Genomic DNA, 20,671 nt, shown 5'->3' on the forward strand with positions numbered 1-20,671 from the left:
TGTGCCGCAGGATGTTGGGGGCCGAGGTTCATCACGTAGTTCCGGATCTCGGTATCCCGCCGATCACCGCGCATGGGGCCGGGGCCGCCCGCCGTCGTCCGCTTCATGTTCATCCAATAGCTTCCGTAGACCGAACGCATTCAGCGGAAGTGCTCAATGCTCCAAGCGTCGATGCTACTTCGACGTGGAAGGCCGGTTATGGACTGCTTGGTCTGGAATCTGGGCAGAAGTCCAGAGTCAAGCCAATGCACTCCGCGGCCTTGGACCACAGTTCACTTCAGCCGGAGAAGACAACGTTCTTCGGCCACGGCAAGGAAGCAGCGAAGAAGGCGTAGTTCCACAGGCTATGTATTTCCGCGATGCAGCGGGAAAAGGTTCCACCCGAAATTCATCCCCGCCACGGCAACGAGAATGGCAACGGCCCCTCCGACCTGCGTCGCACCCAGCAGGTGCCCGAAAGCCCATGCATCGACCAGGATGGCGACGATCGGATAGATGAACGAGAGCACGCCCACCAGCGAGGTCGATATCTTCTGGATCGCACCGTACAGCAAGGTGGACATTAGGCCGGTATGGATGAAGCCGATGGCCAGCAGCAGGCCCCAAGCATGCCGCGAGGATGCGTCACAGGGCCAGGTGGCGAACGGCACCAGCAGCACGCTGCCTACGATCATCTGGATCGCGACGATCACGTGCGGCGGAACTCCCTTGAGGCTCTTGGTGATGGCTGCGGCTATGGCATAGAAGAACGCGGCTGCCAGTGCTAGGCCGATGCCGGCCAGGTAGTCCGGTGTGTGGAAGCCGGCCTGCAGGCCACCGATGACGATCAGCATTACGCCACCAAAGGCCACCCCCAGCCATCCGAGCTTGTTTGCCGTCAGCCCTTCGTTGAAAAACAGCGCCCCCAAGGCCACCAGCATGAAGGGCTGAGTATGGTAGGTCACGGTGGCGACGGCGATAGACGCATGAGAATAGGCTGCAAACAGCAAGCTCCAGTTTACGATCAAGGCCACGCCGCCCAGCGCAGCCATCCCCGCCTGCCGAGCATTGAGGACATCCCGGCGCAGCAGGCCCAGGCAGGCGCAGGCCAGCAGCATAGCGACTGCTCCGAACGCGCAGCGCCAGAACACGACGGAGGCGGCCGGCATCCGTGTTTCGAGCACGAACCAGCCGACCGTGCCAGAGATGACCATCGCCGTGGTCATCTCCATGATTCCCCGAGTCCTAGTGTTCAAGTGACGCGGCCTTTATCAGAAAAAGATGAAACGGTTCGACAGGACGAACAATCGACCGACATAATGATCACCATGACTCCGTTCGTCAAGTCGAACGATCGTTTTTTATGGTGAACAGTATGGCGTCAACCTCACAAGCCGCGCAGCCTTCGCCAATCGGTTTGCTATCGGCGTCACTTAAGCGTGAGCGGGAGCGCCAGGGCCTGTCCGTTTCCGAGTTAGCCAAGCGAGCCGGCATTGCCAAGTCCACGCTCTCGCAGTTGGAGGCGGGCACCGGCAACCCGAGTTTGGAAACGCTCTGGGCCTTGGCTATGGCGCTGGATGTCCAAGTGACCCGGCTAATCGGCCAGCAGAGAAGCCACCTCAAAGTCATCCGCGCCGATGAAGGCCCCACCGTGGCTTCGGAGCAGGCCCACTACACCGCCACCCTGCTGGCCGTCTGTCCTGCTGGTGTTCAGCGCGACCTCTATCGGCTCGCGGTCGAGCCAGGCGCGCCACGGCTGTCCGAGCCGCATCCACCGGGAACGATTGAACATGTCGTCCTCTGTCGCGGACGTGCCCGACTGGGGCCGGCCGGGCATCTCGTCGAACTGTCCGCAGGCGACTATGCGACCTATTCGGCCGACGAAGCCCACATGTTCGAAGCACTCGAAGCTGGAACCACTGCCGTCATGTTGATCGAGCACACGTGATGCACGACAACCGATGCAGGGCGATCAACTAAACGGAGTCAGGAAATCGCCGGCCCTGTGTGTCGCCCCAATCTCCCACGAGGCCAGCGAGTAGTCCCGCTGGCTGCGCCTGATTGTTGATTTCATTGAGCATTCCTTTTCCTGAGGGAACAGGACGGGTGAGTGAAACAAAAAAAGCCCCCTCGCGGGGGCCCAAAGGACATGGTCCGATCTCACAGGCTGGTAGAGCGCCAAAGATTGCCTAAGACGCCACCTGCGATCAGCGCCACGGGCAGGAGTGCCATCAGAGCCATTGGGGGCACGAACGTGAAAAAGTTTCGCTCCCCCTCCCCCAAGCCCGGATAGAACAGGCCCACGGCAACGCTAGCCAACTGCAGGGCGACGACGAAGAGCAAGCCTACCAAGGCGCCCTTTCCAAAGCCTCCCTTGCGTGGCGACACCAGGAGCCCGCTGGCCCTTGCGGCACGCACACGGGCCGCTCGCCAGTTCAACACGTAGAGCAAGGCCAACAGGAGCAGCACGGCTGCCCCGCCCGCAGCAGACACGCCGGCTTGCCAGCCGTAACCCAGGTTCTGGCCGATCTCCTGAGCACCGGCAAGAAACAGCAAGCCCGCGCCACCGAGGATGACGGTGGCCGGTGCCAGCAAGCCCCACTGCATGTGACCGCCGGGGCTGTGATGAGCGTTGTAAGACATGGGACCTCCTTGAAGTGGTGTTCCCTTCATGCATAGCGCGATTTGGCGCCCTGGCAAGGTCAACCCTTTTTCTGGGCTCCGACCGGCACCCAGCCGGTGGGTTGCTTCTCAAAGACGAAGTCGTAGGCCGACGGCACGGGGACGGGGTCGGGCTTCAACTGCTGCTCGCCCTGGAACCCGACCACGTCCAACGTTCCACCGGTCACGCACGTGGCCCTTTGAGGACCACTGGACGTGCAATCCGCGGTGAGGTCTTTCCAACCCCGAACCTCGATTCGTTGGCCCATTTCGCTGGAGAGGTTGGCATTGGCATGCGCCTCGTAAGCGTGGGCGACCTGTTCGATGTTGGGCAAATCCGCCTTGCTGCTGCAGGCGGCCAAGCCCACGGTGATCAGAGCGAGGGAAACGAGGGTTGCTTTCATGCCGGTGCTCCTTGCGTTTTGGTCAAATCAACGTCGATGGTTTCGTCGCGGTAACCCAGTCTGACTTTCTCTATCGTCACGTCCATCTTCGGCACCGTGCCGTCCACCCAAACCCGGTTGACGGAGAACACCACCAGATCGTCTCGGTAGCTGCGACCTTGTCGTGCGAGATTGGCGGCCTCTTGGGTGTCCATTCGGACCAGCAGGTGGAAGCGGCCGGCGTTGGGTGGGCTGGACACACCACCGGTGGTGCGGTGGCCCCACGGCACAAAGCCCTTGCCGGTGACGCTTTGTCCCGCCGCGGACACCTGCGGCATCGGGATGAATCCTTCCAGCACCCCACGGTCGGCTCGGTAGGCGACGTCCCCCATGGATTGGAACGTGGGACGAAGGGCGAACCGCCGGATGCCCTTGAAGCGCTGCAGGCGCGCGTCGAAAGCCGGCCCATAACGGCGCTCGATGGCGGCCGGATCATTGCCCGAGATGCCGTTGGCGCCCTGGGCCTTCGTGTCCATCAGCCACCACTGCCTCAGGCACCATTGGCGTTTGTCGGCGTCGATGCGATAGGTCGAATGGGCCATGGCGAGCAACTGCATGTCGCAGGTGTCCACGCCCCCACCCCCGACAGCCGTCACCCCGGCCCGCAGGTGCTGAATCCCTTCCAAGACATCCTGGTCCAGATCCCAGTAAGTCCCGGCCGGCTCGAGGTAAGGGCTCCGCGTCCTATCGCCGACCACTTTGGGCGTGCCTTGGATGGCTCGGCCGATGTGGCGAAGCAGGTCCGATCCGGCCCCCGATTGTGCCTGCGCTCCAGCCGCCGCAGTCAGGGCAAACGCCCCGGTCAGCACGGCCCTTCTAACTCCCTTCATGGAACCCCCTGTTCCCACCGATTGATTTGGGACCTTGCAGCCAACTTACGTGCCACGTAGAGTCTACCCGGGGCGTAGCCTCTGGGTCATCCTGTCCGCATGCCTGCATTGCATCCGTTCAGCCAGTGACCTCTGCCCCGCCCGCTCCCCGAGCCGTGGTGGCCGCGCGTTTGCGCCAAGCCCGCGTCCTGCGGGGCTTTAGCCAACGCGAGGTCGGAGTGCGGATGGGGATGGACAAGGACGCAGCGTCGGCCCGCATCTCTCGGTATGAATCCGAGGGCATGTCGATCAGCCTGGAAGCCCTCTTCGAGCTGGCCCAGGCCTTGGAAGTGCCCCCGGCCTATCTCTTGGCGACCAGCCCGGCGATGGCCGATGCGATCTTGGCTTTGGGGGAGCAGAGCGCGGCTCAGCAGGAACGTTTTGCCGAACTGCTGGGCGTTTTGGGTGAGCTGCCGGCGAAGAAGCGCAACGCACTCATCGAACAAGTGTTGTCGCCCACCAAGGACTAGGACATCGGCGAACAAGGACGAATCGACCCGATGTGGACATGGATCACCCACCTCTGCCGCCGCAATAGGACGGAGCCCACCCGGTCCGCCATTGCCATGGCCACGCTGATCGAACTGAACATGCTGGAGCTCAACGCAGCGGAGGCCCGCAACCGCGTTGAACTGGACCCACCGGGGCATGAAGCAGCACTTCTTGAGAGATTCAAGGCATCGGCCCAGCTGATCCTCAACGAAAAGCCTCCATCCGACGCCGCAGACTCGACCTGGGAATCCCTTGGCCAGAAGGCACGCCGCCTAAACCGAGGATTCGCAGACCTCCGATTGCAACTCTCCCCGCCAGCGATCGTTGGTGGGGATACAGAGCGGCGCGACAATACGCGTCCGGTCCTTTAAGACGGCCAGGCCAGCTCTTCCATGCGGGCTTTCCTCCGTTGCATGTAGTGCAACATCCCGCTGGCGCACTGCTCAACAACGGGGCTTTCCTCAAAGGCCCCAACCCCAACCGCCGTCAGTGCTGCAATGACGCACAAGTTGGTGGTGGCCACCGCGTTGACGGTGGTCTGAAACAGAATGGCCGCCGGCACGTGCGCTCCGATCTGTCCATTGGGATCTTGATACATCACCCGAATGGCCTTCCCGCCATGGACCAGCCCGCAAAGAGGGTCCCACGAATTGGTCACCGTCCGAGCCAGCTTCTGAGGCTCATCGTCCTGCCCGATGCGTGCAATGGCCTGCTCCACGTCCGCGGCAAGGTCTTTGAGGGCAATAGCCACCCACTTTCCTTTCTCGTTCTTCTTTCGGGGGCCGCGATCTTCCTGGAGAAAGTCCGCCAGCTGTTCGTCGTCGGCAAGGAACTGGACAAACACCGCCCGCAGGAATTGCTCAATCTGGGAGCGGTGCATCGCCAAGGCCACCGCTGGAAGATCGACGGGATGGGTCTCCAGGAGGAACAGCAACGCACGCCCGTAGTCCATCGAGGCCCTCAACAGCTGGAACGTCACCCGGTGCCGCTCACTGCTGGCGGGAACAGTGATGCGGGCCATGCAGGACATGTTCAATTCCAGACTGGCCTTGGCCTCTCTGGCCTCCTGTGCGATGTCCAACGCCGTGGGCAGGCGCTTTGCGGTCTGCGACTCCCGCGCATCACGGTTCGCATCCTTCAACGATTTTTGCGTCATGTCCTTTGCCTTTCACTCCCGCATTTCAAAAGATGCCTCAGAGCTGCGGCACGATCCTCCCAGCGGTCTACGTTCCAAGATGGATGGTAGACCCAAGTCATCCACGCCCATCCATTGCCGTAATCGAGAGACCACACGTGGCGCTCCTCCAGATAGCGCCGCCTCCTGCCCTGTGAGTTTGCATGGCGAGCCTGGAAGGTAGGCTGGTCCGACCGCTTCCCGTGCTCGAACATTCGCCAAGCGGTGCGGCCAAGCACAAGAATCACCTCTGGCCGAAGCAGAGGGAGGATCACCTCTACCAACAACTTCCCGCCTTGACTGAAGTCGGTTCCAAACGGACGGTGCCCAGCTCTCGTGCCGGCGAAGCGTTGGGACAAGTTGCAAAATGCAACGTGCTGCCAGGCATTGGCGGCATCCACAACCTTTGGGCTGCTTTGACCAGTCAGCAGGCGATCCAGCTCATCAAAGAACTTCCCACCACCTTTCCTGTTGCAAGTCTCCATGTCGCCGAACGTTTCGCGGGTGAAAGGACGAGTGATAACGGGGTCGTCGGTCCACCCAGCCTCCCGGTAGTGGGACTCGCCAAGTAGCAAGACGCGGCGCCCTTCAACTCCCTTCCAGTAGCCGCGGCCGACGTAGGGCACGAAGGCCACCTCTGACGGCCACGCTTCCATGTTCAATTCAGCCGAATCATCCATGCCATTGACCTTCGTATGATGGTGTCAGGCTACTCCACACCGTGCTGCCACGCACTATTGCACACCATCCCATGCCATCCGATTTTTCGCCACATCTAGCCGACAAAAATCTCTTGCATACCGTTCGCACGTGCATTAACTGTATGGGCCTTCAAGGATCATGCGGGGGGGGCCCGATGACAACTCACCACGGCTGGCAGGCGTGCCGCGCATGCCATGCACCAGGGCTTGATGTGCGTGTAGAGGGAGGCTGGCACCTCCGTGCCAATCCCGGCTACTGGGGAACCAGCGCCCCCAAAACCTTGGTCCTGGGCTTTTCCAAAGGGGCCACCCAAATTGCCGCCGCCCAACAGGGGAGCTTCGATGGGGTCGCCTTTGCAGGTGCCATGCGCCCTCGCCTCGCAGCCGTGTTGCACGAGCTTGGGGTTGATCTGGGTGGGCAGACGATCGACGACGCCCTGACCGCCGAAAGCCGCCACATGGGCGCCGCCTCCTTGGTGCGCTGTGGGTTGTCGTTGATGGAGAACGGCAAGTTGGTGAGCAGTGGCACCATCATGCCCAAGGCCATGCGTTCGTCGTTGCCTTTGGAAACCATGAAAACATGCGTGGCACGCCACTTGGATCCGCTTCCTGACAGCGTGGAGCGCGTGGTCTTGTTGGGGACCACCGATGCCTACGTGAAGGGGGTCAAGGCGCTCATGCGCCAACAGTTCAACGACTTCCAAGACCTCAACGAGGTGGCCTTTCGCGCCCAGGGCCGGACGTGGGTATTTGCCTCACATCCCAGCCCGGCCAACGGCACTTTTCAAGCGTGGATCGACGGCGACGTCACCACCGAACCCGGCCGCAAGAAACAGCTGGCGCTCCAAGCATTGGGCCACAAGGCCCCAGCGCAGCCCTCGCCAACTCCGTCTTGCCTCGCACCGGCACCGATCCAGCGTGCCGCGCCGCCTGACCCGATTTCACCAGCTAGGGCGTCCAACGGCGACCGCTTTGCCCGAGCCTTCCACCTGGTTCGCCACGATGGAAGGGTGATCGTCCCGGTGCGGATGAGGGACCGAGACACGGGAAACGTGGCGTTCCGGGTAGCCAAGATGGGCAACACCAAGGATGGCCAGCGCGAGATCCACGACGAAGCTGAGTTGTTGCGCTTGTGCGAGAGCGGGCAATACCAGGTGCGCGCCCAACCGTTGGACAAGTCCACCCCGGCCAACTTTGTTCGGCCGCTGCTCAACCACCGGATCGTGAGGACCCCTGCCCATTGATCGCCGCACGGAGTGCCAAGCCCTCGCAAAGCAACAAGCGAACCATTTCGCTGGCATGCAGCCCCTCTCGGGCTGCCGCCTGCTCCAGCCGGTCTTTCAACTCCTGCGGCACACGAACGGCCATCTGCACGTAGGGTGGACGGCTCACGTGGACAGCCTCGCCAGGGTCAGCACCCACGCCAACGCCAAACCGGCCAGGATTTGGGCACGCAAACGGTAACGCACACGAAGCGCCCCGCTGGCGTGGCGGGCATTGACCCAATGGATACCGGCCAGGCCCAGGACAGCGGCCAGGAGCGCTGCAGCCAACATGGCGGCCAGCACCGCGCCCACGGTGGTCATGCCAGCGCTCCGGCCATGGTGGCCAGGACGAACCACTGTCCAGCGATGAGGCCGTAGCCGACGAGCAATCCCTCCAAGCCCGCCCAGCGTTGGCCGGGGGTGCGCAGCAGCGCCGCGCTGTCGTTGAGCAAGGACCACCCGGAGAGAATGGACAGCCACTCAAAGTCAATGGTCGTAGCGGTCATAGATCGAGCCCTCCCCTCCAGCGGAATTGATGGTGGAGGGCAACATGATCTCCTCGTTTTTCGCGCGCCCGAACACGCTGGCAAACACGTCCTTGAGCGAGGTGCTTTGGGCCGCGTCCAGTTCGGCTTGGCGCGCATACTCGTCCAGCCCCGACGGGAACACCTGGCGTGCGCCGTTGACGGCGCCGCGCAACCCGCTGGCGTTGGGCATGCTCGCCCCAAAGGTGCGGTTCCACGTATCGGAAAACCGGTCCAAGCCGTCCATGCCCATGAAAAACAATCGCCCCAGCACCAGGGCAACCACGATGTTGACGACAAGCCGCTTCGTCAGTCTGAATCCAATGAACATCTCTCCCCCTTTGTATTTCGTTGGTCGGTGTCAGACGAACGCATCGCGAACGTCATACGTTTGGGATACACCTGCACGAAAAACCCGCAAGGGGATCGCTTTGACTAAAGAGAAGAACCGGGAGAAAAGCCCGGTTTTGAGGGAGTGAAACGAAGGGGCTCAATGCCCCTTCAGGTGAACCACCCGAGATCGACGCGGTCCAGATCGTGGTCTTCGCCGAACGTGAGGGCAGCCTCTCGGGGCTGCAGGTCGGCGTAGCGGGCCAGCTCGGTATCGGTCAACCCGGCGTCCTGGATGGTGAGGGCGAAGTGCGCTTGCAGAGCGGCGTTGAAGGCGGTGCACCACTGGGCGTTGATGGTCGTCATGGGTGTTCTCCCTGAGGAAATGAAAGGGGCCCCGAAGGGCCCCGTGGGGTTCACGCGTCTTTGGGCTCAGGGAGGCGGAGCACGACCACCCCGCTGAACGGCAGGGCGTTGAGGACGAGGCGGTAGCCCTTGCCGTCCTGGTGCGGCCAGGCCGCGCCGATCTTCGACCAGTTGCTGTGCTTCTCGCCCTGGACTTCGTATTCCTCCACCAGAAAGGCGTCGAGGCGGTCGGTGGCGGGCTGGGAGTTCTTCTTGGCCATGGTGTTGCTCCGTTGGGTTCGAGCGGATTGCTCGCGAACCGATCCGGGGAGACGAAAGGCCGTGCAGCACCTCGGCAGCGACGAAGCGGCAGCGCAGGAGGCCAGAGAGGCCGAAACACCGTGGAGGAGTGCAACGCACTTGCGCTCGGACGCGTGGACCCAAGGTTTCGCACCCGGCAATCGCGCCCACCGGGGACGTGGCCCGGTTTCAGAACGCCCTCCCCTCGTGGGCTTGGTGGAAGACGGTCCAAGCGCTCGCATCCCAAGGGTGGAGTGACCCGGTCCGTTGCAAAGGACCCACAACGCGTCGTATAACCACCGTGCCGGTCGCTTGAAGCGTCGGTGCTGTGCTCGGCCGCCTTAGGGGCCGGGTGCCCGAGGTCCACCCAATGGGGGCGCGGGAATCCTTTTCGATTCCGGAGCCCACCGTTGAGCACGAAGACCCTCAAAACCCTGCGCACCCGTTCTTTTCACGCCCAGCAAGGCCGTTGCTACTACTGCAGCGGCCCGATGTGGCTGTGCTCGCCCGACGAGTTGGGCCTGCGCCCCCGTTCGGCCGCCCCTTTCCGATGCACGGCAGAACACCTGCTGGCCCGCCAGGACGGTGGGAAGGACGTGGCGGGCAATGTCGTGGCCGCGTGCCACCTGTGCAACCTGCGGCGCCACAAACGCCCCACTCCAGCTCCCTCACCGCAGGTGTATCGCGACCGGGTCCAACGGCGCGTGGCCCAAGGAAAGTGGCACGTGCCCTGCCCCCGATTGGCCATCTCCAGCCGCGCCCAAGCGATTACCATGGAACCGTCGGTGCGGTGACGTCTCCCCACCGGCGTTTCCAGGGGACATGTGGGACAAGGAATGGCAAAGGAATGGGGCCCATCGTGGGTGGGCCAACACGTAACGGGATCATCGGATTGGCGTTTGCGCCTAGAGGGCCTGGAGCTCGCCCTGGCGCTGGACGGTCGCACCTATCGGGTCAACGTCGAGGACGAGGCCACTTACCGCGTTAACGCCGGCACCTTCTGGACCGACATCACGTTCCATCCTGGACAGGGCCGGGAAGTAAGGGCCGACGGGTTGCCCAACGCCCAAGGCGCCGCCTTGGTTCAAGCTTTGAACGTGGCGTTGACGGAGAAGCGCCTGCGCGAGGACGTGGCGTTCCTCAAGGGCCAGCAGCGCACGATCGACGCGTGGCTGGCCCACAAGGCAGAACAAGAGCGGGGTTGCTTCGAGCAACGCCGCTGGTTCACCCACGAGCAGCAGGAGGATGTCCTCGCTGCCCGCCCCACGGTTGACCCGGCCGTCCTCCGATCGCGCCTGAAGAAGCCCGGCGTGGCGGTTCGGTTGGGACCGGCTGCCCAGGCGATCGAACGCTCGCTGGCCGCGTGGGAAGCCGACCACCGCCCGGCTTGGGCCGCGCTCAACGCTGCCCACGTGGAACGCGAGCTGGTGGCCTGCAAAGACTTGCTGGACCGGGTGGAGAGCAAACCGCTCACCCCGGAACAGGCAAGGGCCGTGGTGTGCTTCGACAACCGCGTGCAGGTGGTGGCCTCGGCCGGCTCAGGCAAAACCTCGACCATGGTGGCCAAGGCGGCCTACGCCATCCACCGCGGATTCGTTGACCCCAAGCGGATCGTCTTGTTGGCGTTCAACAAGCAGGCCGCCGAAGAGCTCAAGGAGCGCGCGGCCTTGGCATTTGAGCGTTTGGGCATGGCGGAGGTGACGGTGGAGGCATCCACCTTCCACGCGCTGGGTTTGCGCCTCATCGGCAAGGCCACCGGGGAAAAGCCCGACATTCCCGATTGGGCCACCGACGCGGCCGGCGGGGTGCGAAAGCTCACCGACATCGTGGACCAGCTCAAAGACCGGTCGCTCGCGTTCCGCCGCCAGTGGGACCTGTTCCGCTTCGTCTTTGGCAAGGACCTTCCGGCGTTTGGTGCACCGGAGCCGTCGGACGTGTGGGACGCCCAGGGCAAGGGCGCGCTGGTCACCAACCGCGGCGAGCGGGTGAAGAGCGTGGAAGAGTTGATGATCGCCAACTTGCTCTTCTTGAACGGGGTCAACTACCGCTACGAGGCCCCATACCCCCACCGCACCGCCGACGAAACGCACCGTCAATACAAGCCCGATTTCTACTACCCCGACTTGAACCTGTTCCATGAACACTTCGCGCTCGACGCCAACGGCGTGCCACCAGCGCACTTCGAAGGCTACATGGATGGGGTGATCTGGAAGCGACAGCTTCACGCGGAGAAAGGCACCGAGCTGTTTGAAACCACCAGCCACGGGTTGCGCCACGGCGACGACTTCGATCGGCTGGAGCGCGAACTGACCGACCGGGGGTTGGTGCTCGATCCCAACCCTGACCGGGAGATTCCCAAGGAAGGCCAGCAGCCCATGGCATCGGTCGAGCTCGTTGGGCTGGTGCGCACGTTTATGAGCCACGCCAAGAGCAACGGCTTGAGCGCATCGGATCTGCATCAGCGGTTGGACGCGATGCCCGCCGACACCTTCAAGCTGCGCTACCAGATGTTCCTGGACATCGCCGTTCCGGTGATGGCGGCGTGGGACGAAGCCCTGGCAGCAGAGGATGGCATCGACTTTGAGGATATGCTCAACCTCGCCGCCAGCCATTTGGAAGGCGGGCGCGTGGAATCGCCTTACGACCTGGTGATGGCCGACGAGTTCCAAGACGCCTCGCGCGCCCGGGCCCGGTTGTGCCGCGCACTGGTCCAAGGCAAGGGCCGCTTCCTCTTCGCTGTGGGCGACGATTGGCAGTCGATCAACCGATTTGCCGGCGCGGACGTGTCGGTGATGACCGGCTTTCGCCAGTGGTTCGGCCACGGCCAGGTGCTCAAGCTGGAGCAAACGTTCCGCTGCCCCCAGGCGCTGTGCGACGTATCCAGTGCGTTTGTCTCCAAGAACCCGGGGCAGATCGCCAAGCGCGTGCATTCGGCCACCCCCGCCCACGGCCCAGTGCTCCAAGCGTTCCAGGTGGACACCAAGGACCAGCTGGCCGATGCAATCGACTGCTTCGTGGTGAAGCTGGCCGAGGGCGTGCGCGATGGCACGATCCCGCCGGGGCGTAACGGCAAGGTGTCGGTTTACGTCTTGGGCCGCTACAACGCTGATCGGCAGTATGTGCCCACGAAGCAGAGCCGGTTCAACCGCTGGGTGGAGGTGTCGTTCCTGACGATCCACCGCTCCAAAGGCAGCGAAGCAGACTACGTCATCCTCCCGGAAATGATCAGCGCCCCGCGTCGGCGCAGCTTCCCCAACACCCGCACCGACGATCCGGTGTTGGCCCTTGCCATGCCCGAAGGAGAAACCTTCCCGCTGGGCGAAGAGCGCCGGCTGTTCTACGTGGCCCTGACCCGGGCTCGGCGCACCGTGGCGATGTTCACCGCCCAGGGGCAATGCTCGACGTTCCTTCGCGAACTGGAAGAAGACGGGGCCGTGGTGCTCACCAACACCGATGGCGAGGCCGTCGAGGAAACGCCCTGCCCGGCCTGCAAGCAAGGAGTCTTGGTGCTGCGCACGGGCCCTTACGGGGAGTTTCGCGCCTGTTCCAACTTCCCCGTTTGCAGCTACAAGCCGACGCGGCGCGGTGCAGCCCGCTCCCTCCCCACCACTCCACCGTCGCCCCACAAACGCGCGTCGGTGGTGCCTCCGAGCCGGCCAGTCCGCCCCGCCTCCGTTCCCCAGCCTGCATCTCCCAGGCGAACGCTTTTCTCCATGCTCGAATCCTTCAACAATGGGCTGGCGGAAATCAACCGCAACGTTGCCCGCGCCAGCGCTGTGCAAAGCGCGACGTCCGACTTGAAGCACCGAATCTTCGTTGAAAGAAGCGCGATAGAAAGCGCGTTGGATCTCGCGCGATCCGCAATCTCTCTGGAAGAAGAACTGAAAGACCCTCGCTTCAGAGAAGCTTACGAATCGCTGTCGGAAGCAATTGAGGCACACCGGGACGCCCCCGAAGACGCTCGGCCGCCGTTCAACACCCCACTGCCAACGTTCTCGCGCAGCCAGCAGCATCCAGACGAAGACTTTGAAGCCGCGATCCAGCGGTCGTTTGACGGGCTGAGGGAGGACCGGGAAGCATTCCTTTCTGCAATCCATGGCCAGCTCGCGACGGACCCCGTCCTGCGCAGGCACTTTCTTACTTCGATCGAAAAGCTGTCCGCAGGCCACTACCTCGCAGTCCTAGACCCTACATCCTCTTGGAAACCAATCTAAGGAACTCAGCATGCGAATCACAGAGGCGTTCCGCCAGTATGGCGTGGAACTGAAGAACCCTCAGTTCACTTCCTCTGCCGTTGGGGCGATCCACGTCAAGTGGTGGTAAGTCTCTGGGCGCACAACTTCCAGCCGGACCGATCGCGCTACGTTGGTGATACGTCTCAGTGGAAGGGACAGGGAAAGCATTTCTTCCGACGCCATCTCCAACAAGCCCTGGATGAGGGGCTGCCCATCCGTGTCGTGGTGGCTACGTCTGAAAGGCCCGATGAAGTCACCGCGGGCAATGCAGCCCGTGTGCGCAACGATTTTGAGCCCGATTTCAGCTTGGTAGGCCAGGTGGCCTCACTTAGCTCGAACGGATTTGAGTTGACGTTCGACCGGATGGGCGTGGCGCCCAATAGCGACGGAAACAGAAGTGACCGAGCACCGGTCAAATACTGGCACGTGGCCGAAGCTGTCACAGCGCTTGGAGGCCCGTCCTCGATCGCGGACATCCGCGCTTGGTTGAAAGAGCGCTACCCCACCGAAAATCACTCTGACGCCGGCGATAACCTCACGCTGCTGACCGTGAACGATGCCAATCGCAGGCATTACAACAAGGCTCGAACAGACTGGCGCTCCACTTCAAGCCATCCCCAGGATCTGGTGTTCCGCCAAGGGCGGTTACGTGAGGTGACGTATGAACCCTTCAACGCCAACGTGCATGGTCATTGGAGCCTGCAGCAGAACGGTGACGGCACATGGGTTGCGGTCAAGATTGCATCGACTCCCGAGTTGATGGTCGAGGCGCAGGCGCTACAAGAAGCCTTTGAACATCAGCCCCCCCTTGACTCAGAACACGATGCACGCGTCTGGAGCATGAGGGCCGTTGCCCAGCGCAGGGGCCAGCCGCTGTTCCGCGCCAGGCTGCTGGACGCCTACGGTGGCCGTTGCGCCATCACTGGCTGCTCAGCCGTGGAGGTGTTGGAAGCAGCCCATGTGCTGCCCTACCGCGGTGACCACACTGACCGAATCGACAACGGCTTACTGCTGCGTGCAGACCTTCACACGCTATTCGATTGCGGGTTGCTCTGGGTTACCGAGGAACAAACCGTTGCTTTGGCTCCATCGCTGTTGCAGACGGACTACGCCCACCTGCAGGGCGTTTCCTTGCGGCTCCCCCAGCTGGCCACGAATCGACCTAACCCTGCACATCTGAAGGAACATGGCGACCGCTGTCGGGCTCGTTTGGCGAACTAAAAACGTAGAACCTAAAGATTCCCGATGTCCTTCCGATAAACCAAAGTGCCAGACAATTGGCTCGTAATGCTTGGACCCCAAGCGAACTGACAACTTCTCAAGGACTCGGGATGAAGCTCTCTTATCGCACCTCCACCCTCGCTCTCGCCGCCGCCCTGGCCCTGCCAGCGCTTGCCCATGCGGAAATCCTGAAGGGTGAGCGCATCGTCGGCCACTATGGATGCGGGACGATGATCTGCAACTTTGAAACGCCGGATGCAGGCACCTTCGATTTCGAGATGGAAGACAAGAACGTTGCACCCAAGATCTTTGCTGCTTGCAAGATCGACGATATTTGCGCCATCACCGGAGACTTTGACATCGACAATGCGACCATCGTCAAAGTGACCACGGTGGAGAACAGCGGCCAGAAGCACCAGGACTGACACCGCGCCGCAGAGATGCCAACCGGGCAAAAAAAGACCCAGCGCCTGATCAGGCGCTGGGTCTTTTCTTAGGGGACGCTCGATGAGACTTTCAGCAATCCCAACCTAGTGGCCCGGCGACAACTCACCGGGCCACGGCCAGCCGCGTCACTCAACCTGGTTCAGCACCTCTTCCTCGATCTCGTCGAGGGAAGCCTGGACGACGGTCTCCTTCGGCAGCGTGATCGTTGGTCGGGCCTTGGCCATCTTCTCGCAATCCGGCTCAAAGGCTTGGTAGACGAACCGAGCTTTGTCCTTGCTCGCATACATGTCCCTCAAGAATGCCGCATTGAGCCGAGACTTGATGATCTCAACCAACGCGTTGGTCTCCGATTCGGACAGCAAGTAGTCGTTCGCCACGGCTTCTACATAGCCAGGAAGCAGGCGGAGCATCTCCTTGGCATCGTCCTCCACCAGCCCATCAAGCAGGTATTTGGACGCCACACTCGACGCAGTGCCACCTGCCAGCGCCCCCAGAATGCCACCGATCACCCCACCAGCAGCGGTGCCAATGACCGGAACCACCGAACCAACGGCAGCCCCACCCGCAGCGCCAGCCATCCAGCCGCCAGCACCACCGGCTACGCTTGCGCCGTTGACCGCCAGATTCTTACCGAACTGCGCCCAAGAAATGTTGCGACTGAACGCAGCCCGGTAGAAGTCCGGGCCAGAAATCACGGCAGTGGTCACAGCCCCTGTGACAGCATTGGTCCGCAACAGCTTGGCGACGTGGTTGACTGCAGCGGCCCCGTAGACAGCCTTGCCCAAGGACACCTGAGCGACCTTCTGAATTGCACTGCGGCCAAGGGCGCTCTGGGACACGAACTTGACTCCATCCCGGGCCGCCACCACTCCAATGGCCGCGGCCTTGGTTCGCAGGATCTGGGCGGTGGCAATCCCAGAAACAAAGGAAGTTGCACCGGATTCCAGTGCCATGGTCAGCGCACCATTGAGCGCCTCCATGTTGGTCCGTCCATCCCACTTTTGCCGAGCGAAGTTGATGGAGAAGGAGATCGCAAACGCATAGCTGGAGGCGATGCTCTGCGTCTTCATGTCGTAGGTCAGGCTATCGATGTTGCCGGCCCGGGCGATGTTCCTCGCCTGGCGATAAGTCGTGCTGCCTTTCTTGATGATGCGCTCGGCTTCCGCCGGATCGCTGATCCCCGGCACCTGACCGCTGCTGATGCGCTTGCGCATCAGCTCGATTGCGTCCTCATACTGATCGGAGGGCACTTCGAGCAACTGCCCTTCGTATCGATACCCATCCGCTCCAAACGCCGATCCAACCGTTTCCCTCGCGGTCGCGAAATACTTGGTCTGAATCCGAACGCCATCGACGATTCGATCCGGGCCATTGAGCGAATTGTCCGCGCCAACCTGCTCAACCTTACGGCCAGCAAGGATGTCGGCAAACGCGTTTGCCTCTTCGGCGGCGAAGCCCGTTCCACCTTTGGTGTGGAACTTGTTGATCTGGGTGCGTTCCAAGGCGACGGCTACCGCCGACGTTGACAACATTTCATACAGGTTGCCGATACCGGGCGGATCGGACAACGCCACCGTTCCCATGACCACGGACGCAGCAGTCTCATCCCAACGGATCATCAGAATCGGGGATTCGCCCCCCCCTGCGACGTTGGAGACCACAAAACCCTGAGCATCGAGTGATTTCAACACCCGCTCCAGCCCGCCAACGATTGCCGGGGTATCGATCACAAAACGCAGACCGCCATGACCGCCACGGGACGCCGCGTCGATGTGGGAAGTCAACGTGGAGAGGACTTTATCCGCCCAGGCGTCGGAACGCTGTTGCGCCGTCCGGCGGAGGTCTGCAGCCGAAACAATCGTGTTCAAAACGAGCTCCTTTCGCTTGGCGAGGTGATCAGATCAACGGCGCCGGGGTCAGCGGCAGGCTGAAATCACTTGCGTCTTCGGACACTTCCTCCTCCTCGGCCCAGCTGATATCCAACACCACATCTTCCTTGTGACCCGTCTCGCCCTCCGGCACCGGATTGCCGGCAGCGAGGTCAGCAAGGCTGCGTCGCACAGCCGACTTCTTAACAACAGTGCGCTTACCACGCCGAACTACAGAGAATCCTTGGACCGTCAAGGCCTCCATGACTCGCTCAAGCCCAGCCTCCTCGCTCACGCCCACCTGTAGCTCATACGAAGCTGCCATCTCGCCGCTATCGGAGGCGGCCGAAATCACCGCAGTGATCTGCTCCAAGTGTGCCGTCACCCACTGTTCGCGCACCGCGGACATGTTGTCGCGCGCCTGGGCGGCCGAAATATCCAATGCCATCTTGAAGCTCCTTGTGTTGGTTGGGACGCCAGTGGAACCGAATCTTGTCGCACGCATTGAGAAAGCGGAGAACATGGTTTGTGCCCCCGCCCCTTGCGCAACTGGCACCACAAGCCTGGTCGTCCGTGAGGTTAGCGGCCGACAAGCGCCCAGCTTGAGATCCCGATTACTGCAACCACTGGGTGAAGCGCGGCCTCGATCGAAGGAGCTAACGATCTGAAAATAGAGGGGCTTCTCGAACACGGCATTGCCGGCCCAAAGAATGCCAACAAGACAAAGCATCTGGAGCCAAACATGCTCTATCCACAATCGGCGACCAGGGGCAAGATCGAGGTCAAAGCATGCCTAGAGGCGCTAGGGGTGGTGGCGCCTCCGATCACAGACGGAGATTGAGCTGACGGATCCGCTGCCAACGGCCCGATGCCATTTTGTTAGACGCTTGGCCCCGCGCCGCTCGCCGCACCGTTAGAAGCCTCAGCCAACCACTGCTCGACTGTCTTTCCTTTGAATTGGTGAGCAAAGTCGCTGGCGCACAGCATTCTCCCGTCTTGCCTCATGTTTGCGACGGCATGGGCGGCCAGGATGGAAGCAGCTTGGAGGTGCTGCTTGGTGCGACCGCGCTCCGACCAGTCGTTTGGCAGCGCCTTTAGCGCAGCGAGGGCTTCCTTTCCGGAGAGGTATTGAAGGCAGGTCAGCATTGACCACTGAAGCCCGACTTCCTCTCGCAACCAACGCCCAGCCGCCTTCTCGTCAAGATGGCCCTCCATGGTGTCCAGGAGTGCGTGGGCGGCCGCAATGGCCTTGCCTTGGGGCGAGAGCCGGCTCTTCTTCTTGGGGAACAGGCCGCGCATGGTCAGGCCTTCTTGCTCGCCTTTTTGGCAACGGGCTTTTTAGTAGGTTTCTTGACGGCCTTCCGTGCGGCTTTCTTCACCGGCTTGCCCGCCGTCTTGGCCGCCTTGGCCGGAGCTTTCTTGACCGTCCCATCGGCCGACGGGAACTTGCTGCCCGGGTTGGCCTGCACCCACGCCTTGCCCTCGGCGGACTTGGCCCACACGGTGAAGGCCTTGGGGGCCAAGCCACGGCCCGCCCACGTCTCACCGGTTGGGAGGCGATACTTCGGCGCCACCTTGCCAAGTTTGCGTCCCTTGAGGGGCCCCGCGGCAGCCTTGGCGGCACGCACCGGCTTGGCGTCGATCGTTTCCCCGATGAGCTTGGCCACCTGCCGCCGCTGGGCCGGACTGAGGACCTTCGCATACTTCTGGAGGACCGCCAGGGCTTTGGGCACCTCACCGTCGCGCTTCTCCACCAGCTTTTTCTGGGCTTCGAGCTGTTTGATCTTAGCGTTGAGGGACTTCAAGGTGGTCAGGGCCAAGGGGCACCTCCGTTCAAGGGAGCCATGGGTTATAGCCCATAGGTTGGGTAGAGGCCAAATAGTGGCCAGAAGATAGATTTAGAGCGCCCAGCATGGCGCTCTTCCTATCCGGCGACCTTGCTGGCTTCAGGCCAAACCTGGAGCAACAACTTGAACAAGTGCTCGGTGCGCTTTCGAATAGCAGCCTCGTTCCACACGTCCGCCTCCGGGCCGTGAAAATACTGGGTGAGATTGATCTTCGAATACTTCAACAACTCGGGCCGTTTTCCGGTCCAAGCTGCATTTTGGAGTGAAGAGTTGAACGATCCGGTGATGAGCGTGAGGTTACCCAGCGTGTTGAGGATTACTTCTCGCTTCGCGATTGTCTCTCGTTCGGCCACCGGATCTGACTTCAATTCAGCCGGCAAAGGCCAGTGCGTCTGCCAGGTTTGCGGCAAAACATGCTCAATCGTAAGGTTAGTCGGGATTGAGAGCACAGGGCTCTTGGTGGATTGAGAGGCCGCGTCCAATGCCTCCAGCACTGCTCGAACCTTGTATTGAGCGATCCGCCCATACAGAGGCCACTCGAATACGGCCATGAGCATTTCCACGTCCGTGGGAAACTTGGTGCTGTCGCCCGTTCCCTTCCCTAGGTGCTCGGCCACTGCCTTGGCAGACAGAGAACCACCGCGTTCCACAGCCTTGATCAGATCCACGAATAGGCGGTTGTAGTTCTTGCTGGTGTAGTTGGTGATGAGCCGGCGCATGAGGAACGAGTCGAGCACCGCCAACACCTTGTCGAACTCGGCGAGGTCATCTGGCATCAGCTCTGCGTAAGCGTGCAGGATGAATGGATACACCGTGCTGGTGTCCACTGCCTCTAGGTTGCGCAGGAACCGGGCCAATGCAGCGTGCCCGTCGGGGTGGTGGAAAGCCTCGAACACGTCGGCATAGCGGGTCAACTGCCGGATATGCCCCGCCGCGTCCGTGGGCACCGGAATCTTGGATACCGTGGTCGGTTCATCGCCTTCCACGAATGCCTTGAAGGCGTTGAACAGGTGAGTGGTTTTCACCTCATCCCGCGTCATGAGCGTGAGGTAGTGATTGATGAACAGGTCGATCCGAGGCCGCTTGATTCGGCCCTGCTGGACTTCCTCGCGCCAGAACTCGGTTTCGAAGCGGCTCCAGTTGTCCTCGTAGAGCGCTTCCACGTCCGCGCCTTGGACCAAGGCCTTGCGGAACAGGTAGTTCTTGATGAGGTCTGCTGGTAGCAGTTCCGTGCCGCGCGCGTTGAGCGTCTCGAAGATGACCTGGGTTTCATCATCGCGGTCGAGGTTGATCACGACCAACTGGAGGCCTCCCTTGACCACCTGCCACAATGCTTCGATGCGGTCTTCGACGGCTTTGTCGGCCAGGTCCCCCTGGTCGTCGACGTCGTCGTCCTTGCCCGCCACCCACGCGTCGAGCTTGCCGTGAAAGTAGCGGTAGGCACCCACGAGGTTGCTACCCGCCAGCGCGGGCTTGCCCTTGACAGCCTGGTCTAGGTCTTTCAACGAGGCACAACCGTGGATGGTCTTGAAAGGCGCGCGATCGCTATTGGTGGGCCAAAGCTTGAACTTCTCGACAGGGTCCTCCACCCGCGATGGGTTGTTCTCCACGAGCGCCGAGAATCGCTCGGCATATTTTTCAGCGCCGTGCCCAGCCGCAAGATTGCGAGCGGCGATGAGAAACAGCTGCAACGTGGTGAAGCGCTGTTGCCCGTCGATGACTTGGCGCGTCTCAATGGACCCCGCCGAATGCGGCAACTGCTCTAGCACGATGGCACCGAGAAAGTGCGCACGTGTCTTTCCGGTGCGCAGCTGTTTGTCGAGCAGCGCACGAATGTCTTCCCAGAGGTATTCCCAATTCTCCGCTTCGTTCCAGACGTAAGGCCGCTGGAAGAGCGGCACCTGAAAGAATACGTTCGGATCGAAGATAGCTTCCAGCTGACGGGTATTCGCGTCCAAGTTTCCCTCTGA

The 20,671-nt window shown here is 61.8% G+C and carries 23 protein-coding genes and 1 pseudogene; 8 read left to right on the forward strand and 16 right to left on the reverse strand.

All coding sequences use genetic code 11. The annotated features are described in order from the left end of the window. Positions 1-344: 344 nt before the first annotated feature. Entirely contained in the window at positions 345-1,211 is an 867-nt protein-coding gene (locus D7T59_RS16970) for a DMT family transporter (RefSeq protein WP_219629842.1), read from the reverse strand. Between the two features lie 131 nt (positions 1,212-1,342). Here D7T59_RS16970 and D7T59_RS16975 point away from each other — a divergent pair, with 131 nt between their 5' ends. After that, on the forward strand, positions 1,343-1,927 hold the full coding sequence (locus tag D7T59_RS16975) for a helix-turn-helix domain-containing protein (RefSeq protein WP_180852952.1): 585 nt from the start codon (positions 1,343-1,345) through the stop codon (positions 1,925-1,927). Between the two features lie 212 nt (positions 1,928-2,139). Here D7T59_RS16975 and D7T59_RS16980 read toward each other — a convergent pair whose 3' ends face one another. Genes D7T59_RS16980 through D7T59_RS16990 form a run of 3 tightly spaced genes read right to left on the reverse strand, consistent with a single transcriptional unit; the run spans position 2,140 to position 3,913 of the window. Continuing rightward, on the reverse strand, positions 2,140-2,622 hold the full coding sequence (locus tag D7T59_RS16980) for an ABC transporter permease (protein WP_180852953.1): 483 nt from the start codon (positions 2,620-2,622) through the stop codon (positions 2,140-2,142). A gap of 59 nt (positions 2,623-2,681) precedes the next feature. Further along, a complete protein-coding gene (locus tag D7T59_RS16985) occupies positions 2,682-3,044 on the reverse strand; it encodes a hypothetical protein (protein WP_180852954.1) in 363 nt (120 codons plus the stop codon). Then, on the reverse strand, positions 3,041-3,913 hold the full coding sequence (locus D7T59_RS16990) for a hypothetical protein (RefSeq protein ID WP_180852955.1): 873 nt from the start codon (positions 3,911-3,913) through the stop codon (positions 3,041-3,043). Before D7T59_RS16990 ends, D7T59_RS16985 begins: the two co-directional genes overlap by 4 nt. Positions 3,914-4,143: 230 nt before the next feature. On the opposite strand from D7T59_RS16990, the gene D7T59_RS16995 reads away from it, so the two are divergent. Both D7T59_RS16995 and D7T59_RS17000 read left to right on the forward strand, forming a co-directional pair. Beyond that, complete coding sequence (locus D7T59_RS16995; protein ID WP_324618463.1) at positions 4,144-4,422, forward strand: helix-turn-helix transcriptional regulator; 279 nt, start codon at positions 4,144-4,146, stop codon at positions 4,420-4,422. 96 nt (positions 4,423-4,518) lie between these two features. Beyond that, entirely contained in the window at positions 4,519-4,815 is a 297-nt protein-coding gene (locus D7T59_RS17000; protein ID WP_123958753.1) for a hypothetical protein, read from the forward strand. Here D7T59_RS17000 and D7T59_RS17005 read toward each other — a convergent pair. Further along, on the reverse strand, positions 4,812-5,600 hold the full coding sequence (locus tag D7T59_RS17005) for a DUF6988 family protein (RefSeq protein WP_180852956.1): 789 nt from the start codon (positions 5,598-5,600) through the stop codon (positions 4,812-4,814). The genes D7T59_RS17000 and D7T59_RS17005 overlap by 4 nt on opposite strands. Next, positions 5,597-6,298: a uracil-DNA glycosylase family protein gene (locus D7T59_RS17010; protein WP_180852957.1), complete on the reverse strand. Its 702-nt coding sequence runs from the start codon at positions 6,296-6,298 to the stop codon at positions 5,597-5,599. The genes D7T59_RS17005 and D7T59_RS17010 overlap by 4 nt, the downstream gene beginning before the upstream one ends. A 386-nt stretch (positions 6,299-6,684) precedes the next feature. Here D7T59_RS17010 and D7T59_RS17015 point away from each other — a divergent pair, with 386 nt between their 5' ends. Beyond that, on the forward strand, positions 6,685-7,563 hold the full coding sequence (locus D7T59_RS17015; RefSeq protein ID WP_180852958.1) for a hypothetical protein: 879 nt from the start codon (positions 6,685-6,687) through the stop codon (positions 7,561-7,563). 144 nt (positions 7,564-7,707) lie between these two features. Here D7T59_RS17015 and D7T59_RS17020 read toward each other — a convergent pair whose 3' ends face one another. The 5 genes from D7T59_RS17020 to D7T59_RS17040 all read right to left on the reverse strand — a co-directional run bounded on the left by D7T59_RS17020 (position 7,708) and on the right by D7T59_RS17040 (position 9,064). After that, positions 7,708-7,905: a hypothetical protein gene (locus D7T59_RS17020; RefSeq protein WP_180852959.1), complete on the reverse strand. Its 198-nt coding sequence runs from the start codon at positions 7,903-7,905 to the stop codon at positions 7,708-7,710. Then, positions 7,902-8,090 carry a hypothetical protein gene (locus tag D7T59_RS17025; protein WP_180852960.1) on the reverse strand — a complete coding sequence of 63 codons (189 nt, stop codon included), beginning with the start codon at positions 8,088-8,090 and terminating at the stop codon, positions 7,902-7,904. Before D7T59_RS17025 ends, D7T59_RS17020 begins: the two co-directional genes overlap by 4 nt. Next, complete coding sequence (locus D7T59_RS17030; RefSeq protein ID WP_180852961.1) at positions 8,071-8,439, reverse strand: hypothetical protein; 369 nt, start codon at positions 8,437-8,439, stop codon at positions 8,071-8,073. Before D7T59_RS17030 ends, D7T59_RS17025 begins: the two co-directional genes overlap by 20 nt. Before the next feature lie 170 nt (positions 8,440-8,609). Beyond that, positions 8,610-8,804, reverse strand: a complete 195-nt coding sequence (locus D7T59_RS17035) for a hypothetical protein (protein ID WP_180852962.1) — start codon at positions 8,802-8,804, stop codon at positions 8,610-8,612. Between the two features lie 50 nt (positions 8,805-8,854). Further along, positions 8,855-9,064 carry a hypothetical protein gene (locus D7T59_RS17040; protein WP_180852963.1) on the reverse strand — a complete coding sequence of 70 codons (210 nt, stop codon included), beginning with the start codon at positions 9,062-9,064 and terminating at the stop codon, positions 8,855-8,857. A 429-nt stretch (positions 9,065-9,493) separates the two neighbouring features. On the opposite strand from D7T59_RS17040, the gene D7T59_RS17045 reads away from it, so the two are divergent. From D7T59_RS17045 to D7T59_RS17060, 4 genes and pseudogenes are all read left to right on the forward strand, one after another. Beyond that, positions 9,494-9,877 carry an HNH endonuclease gene (locus tag D7T59_RS17045; RefSeq protein WP_164263279.1) on the forward strand — a complete coding sequence of 128 codons (384 nt, stop codon included), beginning with the start codon at positions 9,494-9,496 and terminating at the stop codon, positions 9,875-9,877. Between the two features lie 42 nt (positions 9,878-9,919). Then, positions 9,920-12,670, forward strand: a pseudogene (locus D7T59_RS17050) (UvrD-helicase domain-containing protein); the annotation flags it as partial. A gap of 729 nt (positions 12,671-13,399) precedes the next feature. After that, complete coding sequence (locus D7T59_RS21350; RefSeq protein ID WP_343203085.1) at positions 13,400-14,539, forward strand: HNH endonuclease; 1,140 nt, start codon at positions 13,400-13,402, stop codon at positions 14,537-14,539. Positions 14,540-14,649: 110 nt separating this feature from the next. After that, entirely contained in the window at positions 14,650-14,964 is a 315-nt protein-coding gene (locus tag D7T59_RS17060) for a hypothetical protein (protein ID WP_180852964.1), read from the forward strand. 147 nt (positions 14,965-15,111) lie between these two features. On the opposite strand, the gene D7T59_RS17065 is transcribed toward D7T59_RS17060, so the two are convergent. The 5 genes from D7T59_RS17065 to D7T59_RS17085 form a co-directional block, all read right to left on the reverse strand. Further along, positions 15,112-16,854: a hypothetical protein gene (locus tag D7T59_RS17065; RefSeq protein WP_180852965.1), complete on the reverse strand. Its 1,743-nt coding sequence runs from the start codon at positions 16,852-16,854 to the stop codon at positions 15,112-15,114. Positions 16,855-16,882: 28 nt separating this feature from the next. Beyond that, a complete protein-coding gene (locus tag D7T59_RS17070; protein ID WP_180852966.1) occupies positions 16,883-17,302 on the reverse strand; it encodes a hypothetical protein in 420 nt (139 codons plus the stop codon). A 431-nt stretch (positions 17,303-17,733) separates the two neighbouring features. Beyond that, positions 17,734-18,153, reverse strand: coding sequence for a hypothetical protein (locus D7T59_RS17075; protein WP_180852967.1), 420 nt, complete (start codon positions 18,151-18,153; stop codon positions 17,734-17,736). A gap of 2 nt (positions 18,154-18,155) precedes the next feature. Continuing rightward, complete coding sequence (locus tag D7T59_RS17080) at positions 18,156-18,674, reverse strand: H-NS family nucleoid-associated regulatory protein (protein ID WP_180852968.1); 519 nt, start codon at positions 18,672-18,674, stop codon at positions 18,156-18,158. 104 nt (positions 18,675-18,778) lie between these two features. Further along, positions 18,779-20,659, reverse strand: coding sequence for a DUF262 domain-containing protein (locus tag D7T59_RS17085; protein WP_180852969.1), 1,881 nt, complete (start codon positions 20,657-20,659; stop codon positions 18,779-18,781). Positions 20,660-20,671: the final 12 nt, after the last annotated feature.

It is taken from the genome of Stenotrophomonas maltophilia (genome assembly GCF_013464915.1).
GTDB lineage: Bacteria > Pseudomonadota > Gammaproteobacteria > Xanthomonadales > Xanthomonadaceae > Stenotrophomonas > Stenotrophomonas maltophilia_AT.

Excerpts from the sequence above, each read along its gene's own strand:
- D7T59_RS16975 (WP_180852952.1), top strand. The coding sequence starts at position 1,343 with ATGGTGAACAGTATGGCGTCAACCTCACAAGCCGCGCAGCCTTCGCCA.
- D7T59_RS17075 (WP_180852967.1), bottom strand. The coding sequence starts at position 18,153 with ATGCGCGGCCTGTTCCCCAAGAAGAAGAGCCGGCTCTCGCCCCAAGGC.
- D7T59_RS17000 (WP_123958753.1), top strand. The coding sequence starts at position 4,519 with ATGGCCACGCTGATCGAACTGAACATGCTGGAGCTCAACGCAGCGGAG.
- D7T59_RS16980 (WP_180852953.1), bottom strand. The coding sequence starts at position 2,622 with ATGTCTTACAACGCTCATCACAGCCCCGGCGGTCACATGCAGTGGGGC.
- D7T59_RS17040 (WP_180852963.1), bottom strand. The coding sequence starts at position 9,064 with ATGGCCAAGAAGAACTCCCAGCCCGCCACCGACCGCCTCGACGCCTTT.
- D7T59_RS16990 (WP_180852955.1), bottom strand. The coding sequence starts at position 3,913 with ATGAAGGGAGTTAGAAGGGCCGTGCTGACCGGGGCGTTTGCCCTGACT.
- D7T59_RS17035 (WP_180852962.1), bottom strand. The coding sequence starts at position 8,804 with ATGACGACCATCAACGCCCAGTGGTGCACCGCCTTCAACGCCGCTCTG.
- D7T59_RS16970 (WP_219629842.1), bottom strand. The coding sequence starts at position 1,211 with ATGGAGATGACCACGGCGATGGTCATCTCTGGCACGGTCGGCTGGTTC.
- D7T59_RS17025 (WP_180852960.1), bottom strand. The coding sequence starts at position 8,090 with ATGACCGCTACGACCATTGACTTTGAGTGGCTGTCCATTCTCTCCGGG.
- D7T59_RS17060 (WP_180852964.1), top strand. The coding sequence starts at position 14,650 with ATGAAGCTCTCTTATCGCACCTCCACCCTCGCTCTCGCCGCCGCCCTG.
- D7T59_RS17010 (WP_180852957.1), bottom strand. The coding sequence starts at position 6,298 with ATGGATGATTCGGCTGAATTGAACATGGAAGCGTGGCCGTCAGAGGTG.
- D7T59_RS17015 (WP_180852958.1), top strand. The coding sequence starts at position 6,685 with ATGCGCCCTCGCCTCGCAGCCGTGTTGCACGAGCTTGGGGTTGATCTG.
- D7T59_RS17030 (WP_180852961.1), bottom strand. The coding sequence starts at position 8,439 with ATGTTCATTGGATTCAGACTGACGAAGCGGCTTGTCGTCAACATCGTG.
- D7T59_RS17020 (WP_180852959.1), bottom strand. The coding sequence starts at position 7,905 with ATGACCACCGTGGGCGCGGTGCTGGCCGCCATGTTGGCTGCAGCGCTC.
- D7T59_RS16995 (WP_324618463.1), top strand. The coding sequence starts at position 4,144 with ATGGACAAGGACGCAGCGTCGGCCCGCATCTCTCGGTATGAATCCGAG.
- D7T59_RS17005 (WP_180852956.1), bottom strand. The coding sequence starts at position 5,600 with ATGACGCAAAAATCGTTGAAGGATGCGAACCGTGATGCGCGGGAGTCG.
- D7T59_RS16985 (WP_180852954.1), bottom strand. The coding sequence starts at position 3,044 with ATGAAAGCAACCCTCGTTTCCCTCGCTCTGATCACCGTGGGCTTGGCC.
- D7T59_RS17070 (WP_180852966.1), bottom strand. The coding sequence starts at position 17,302 with ATGGCATTGGATATTTCGGCCGCCCAGGCGCGCGACAACATGTCCGCG.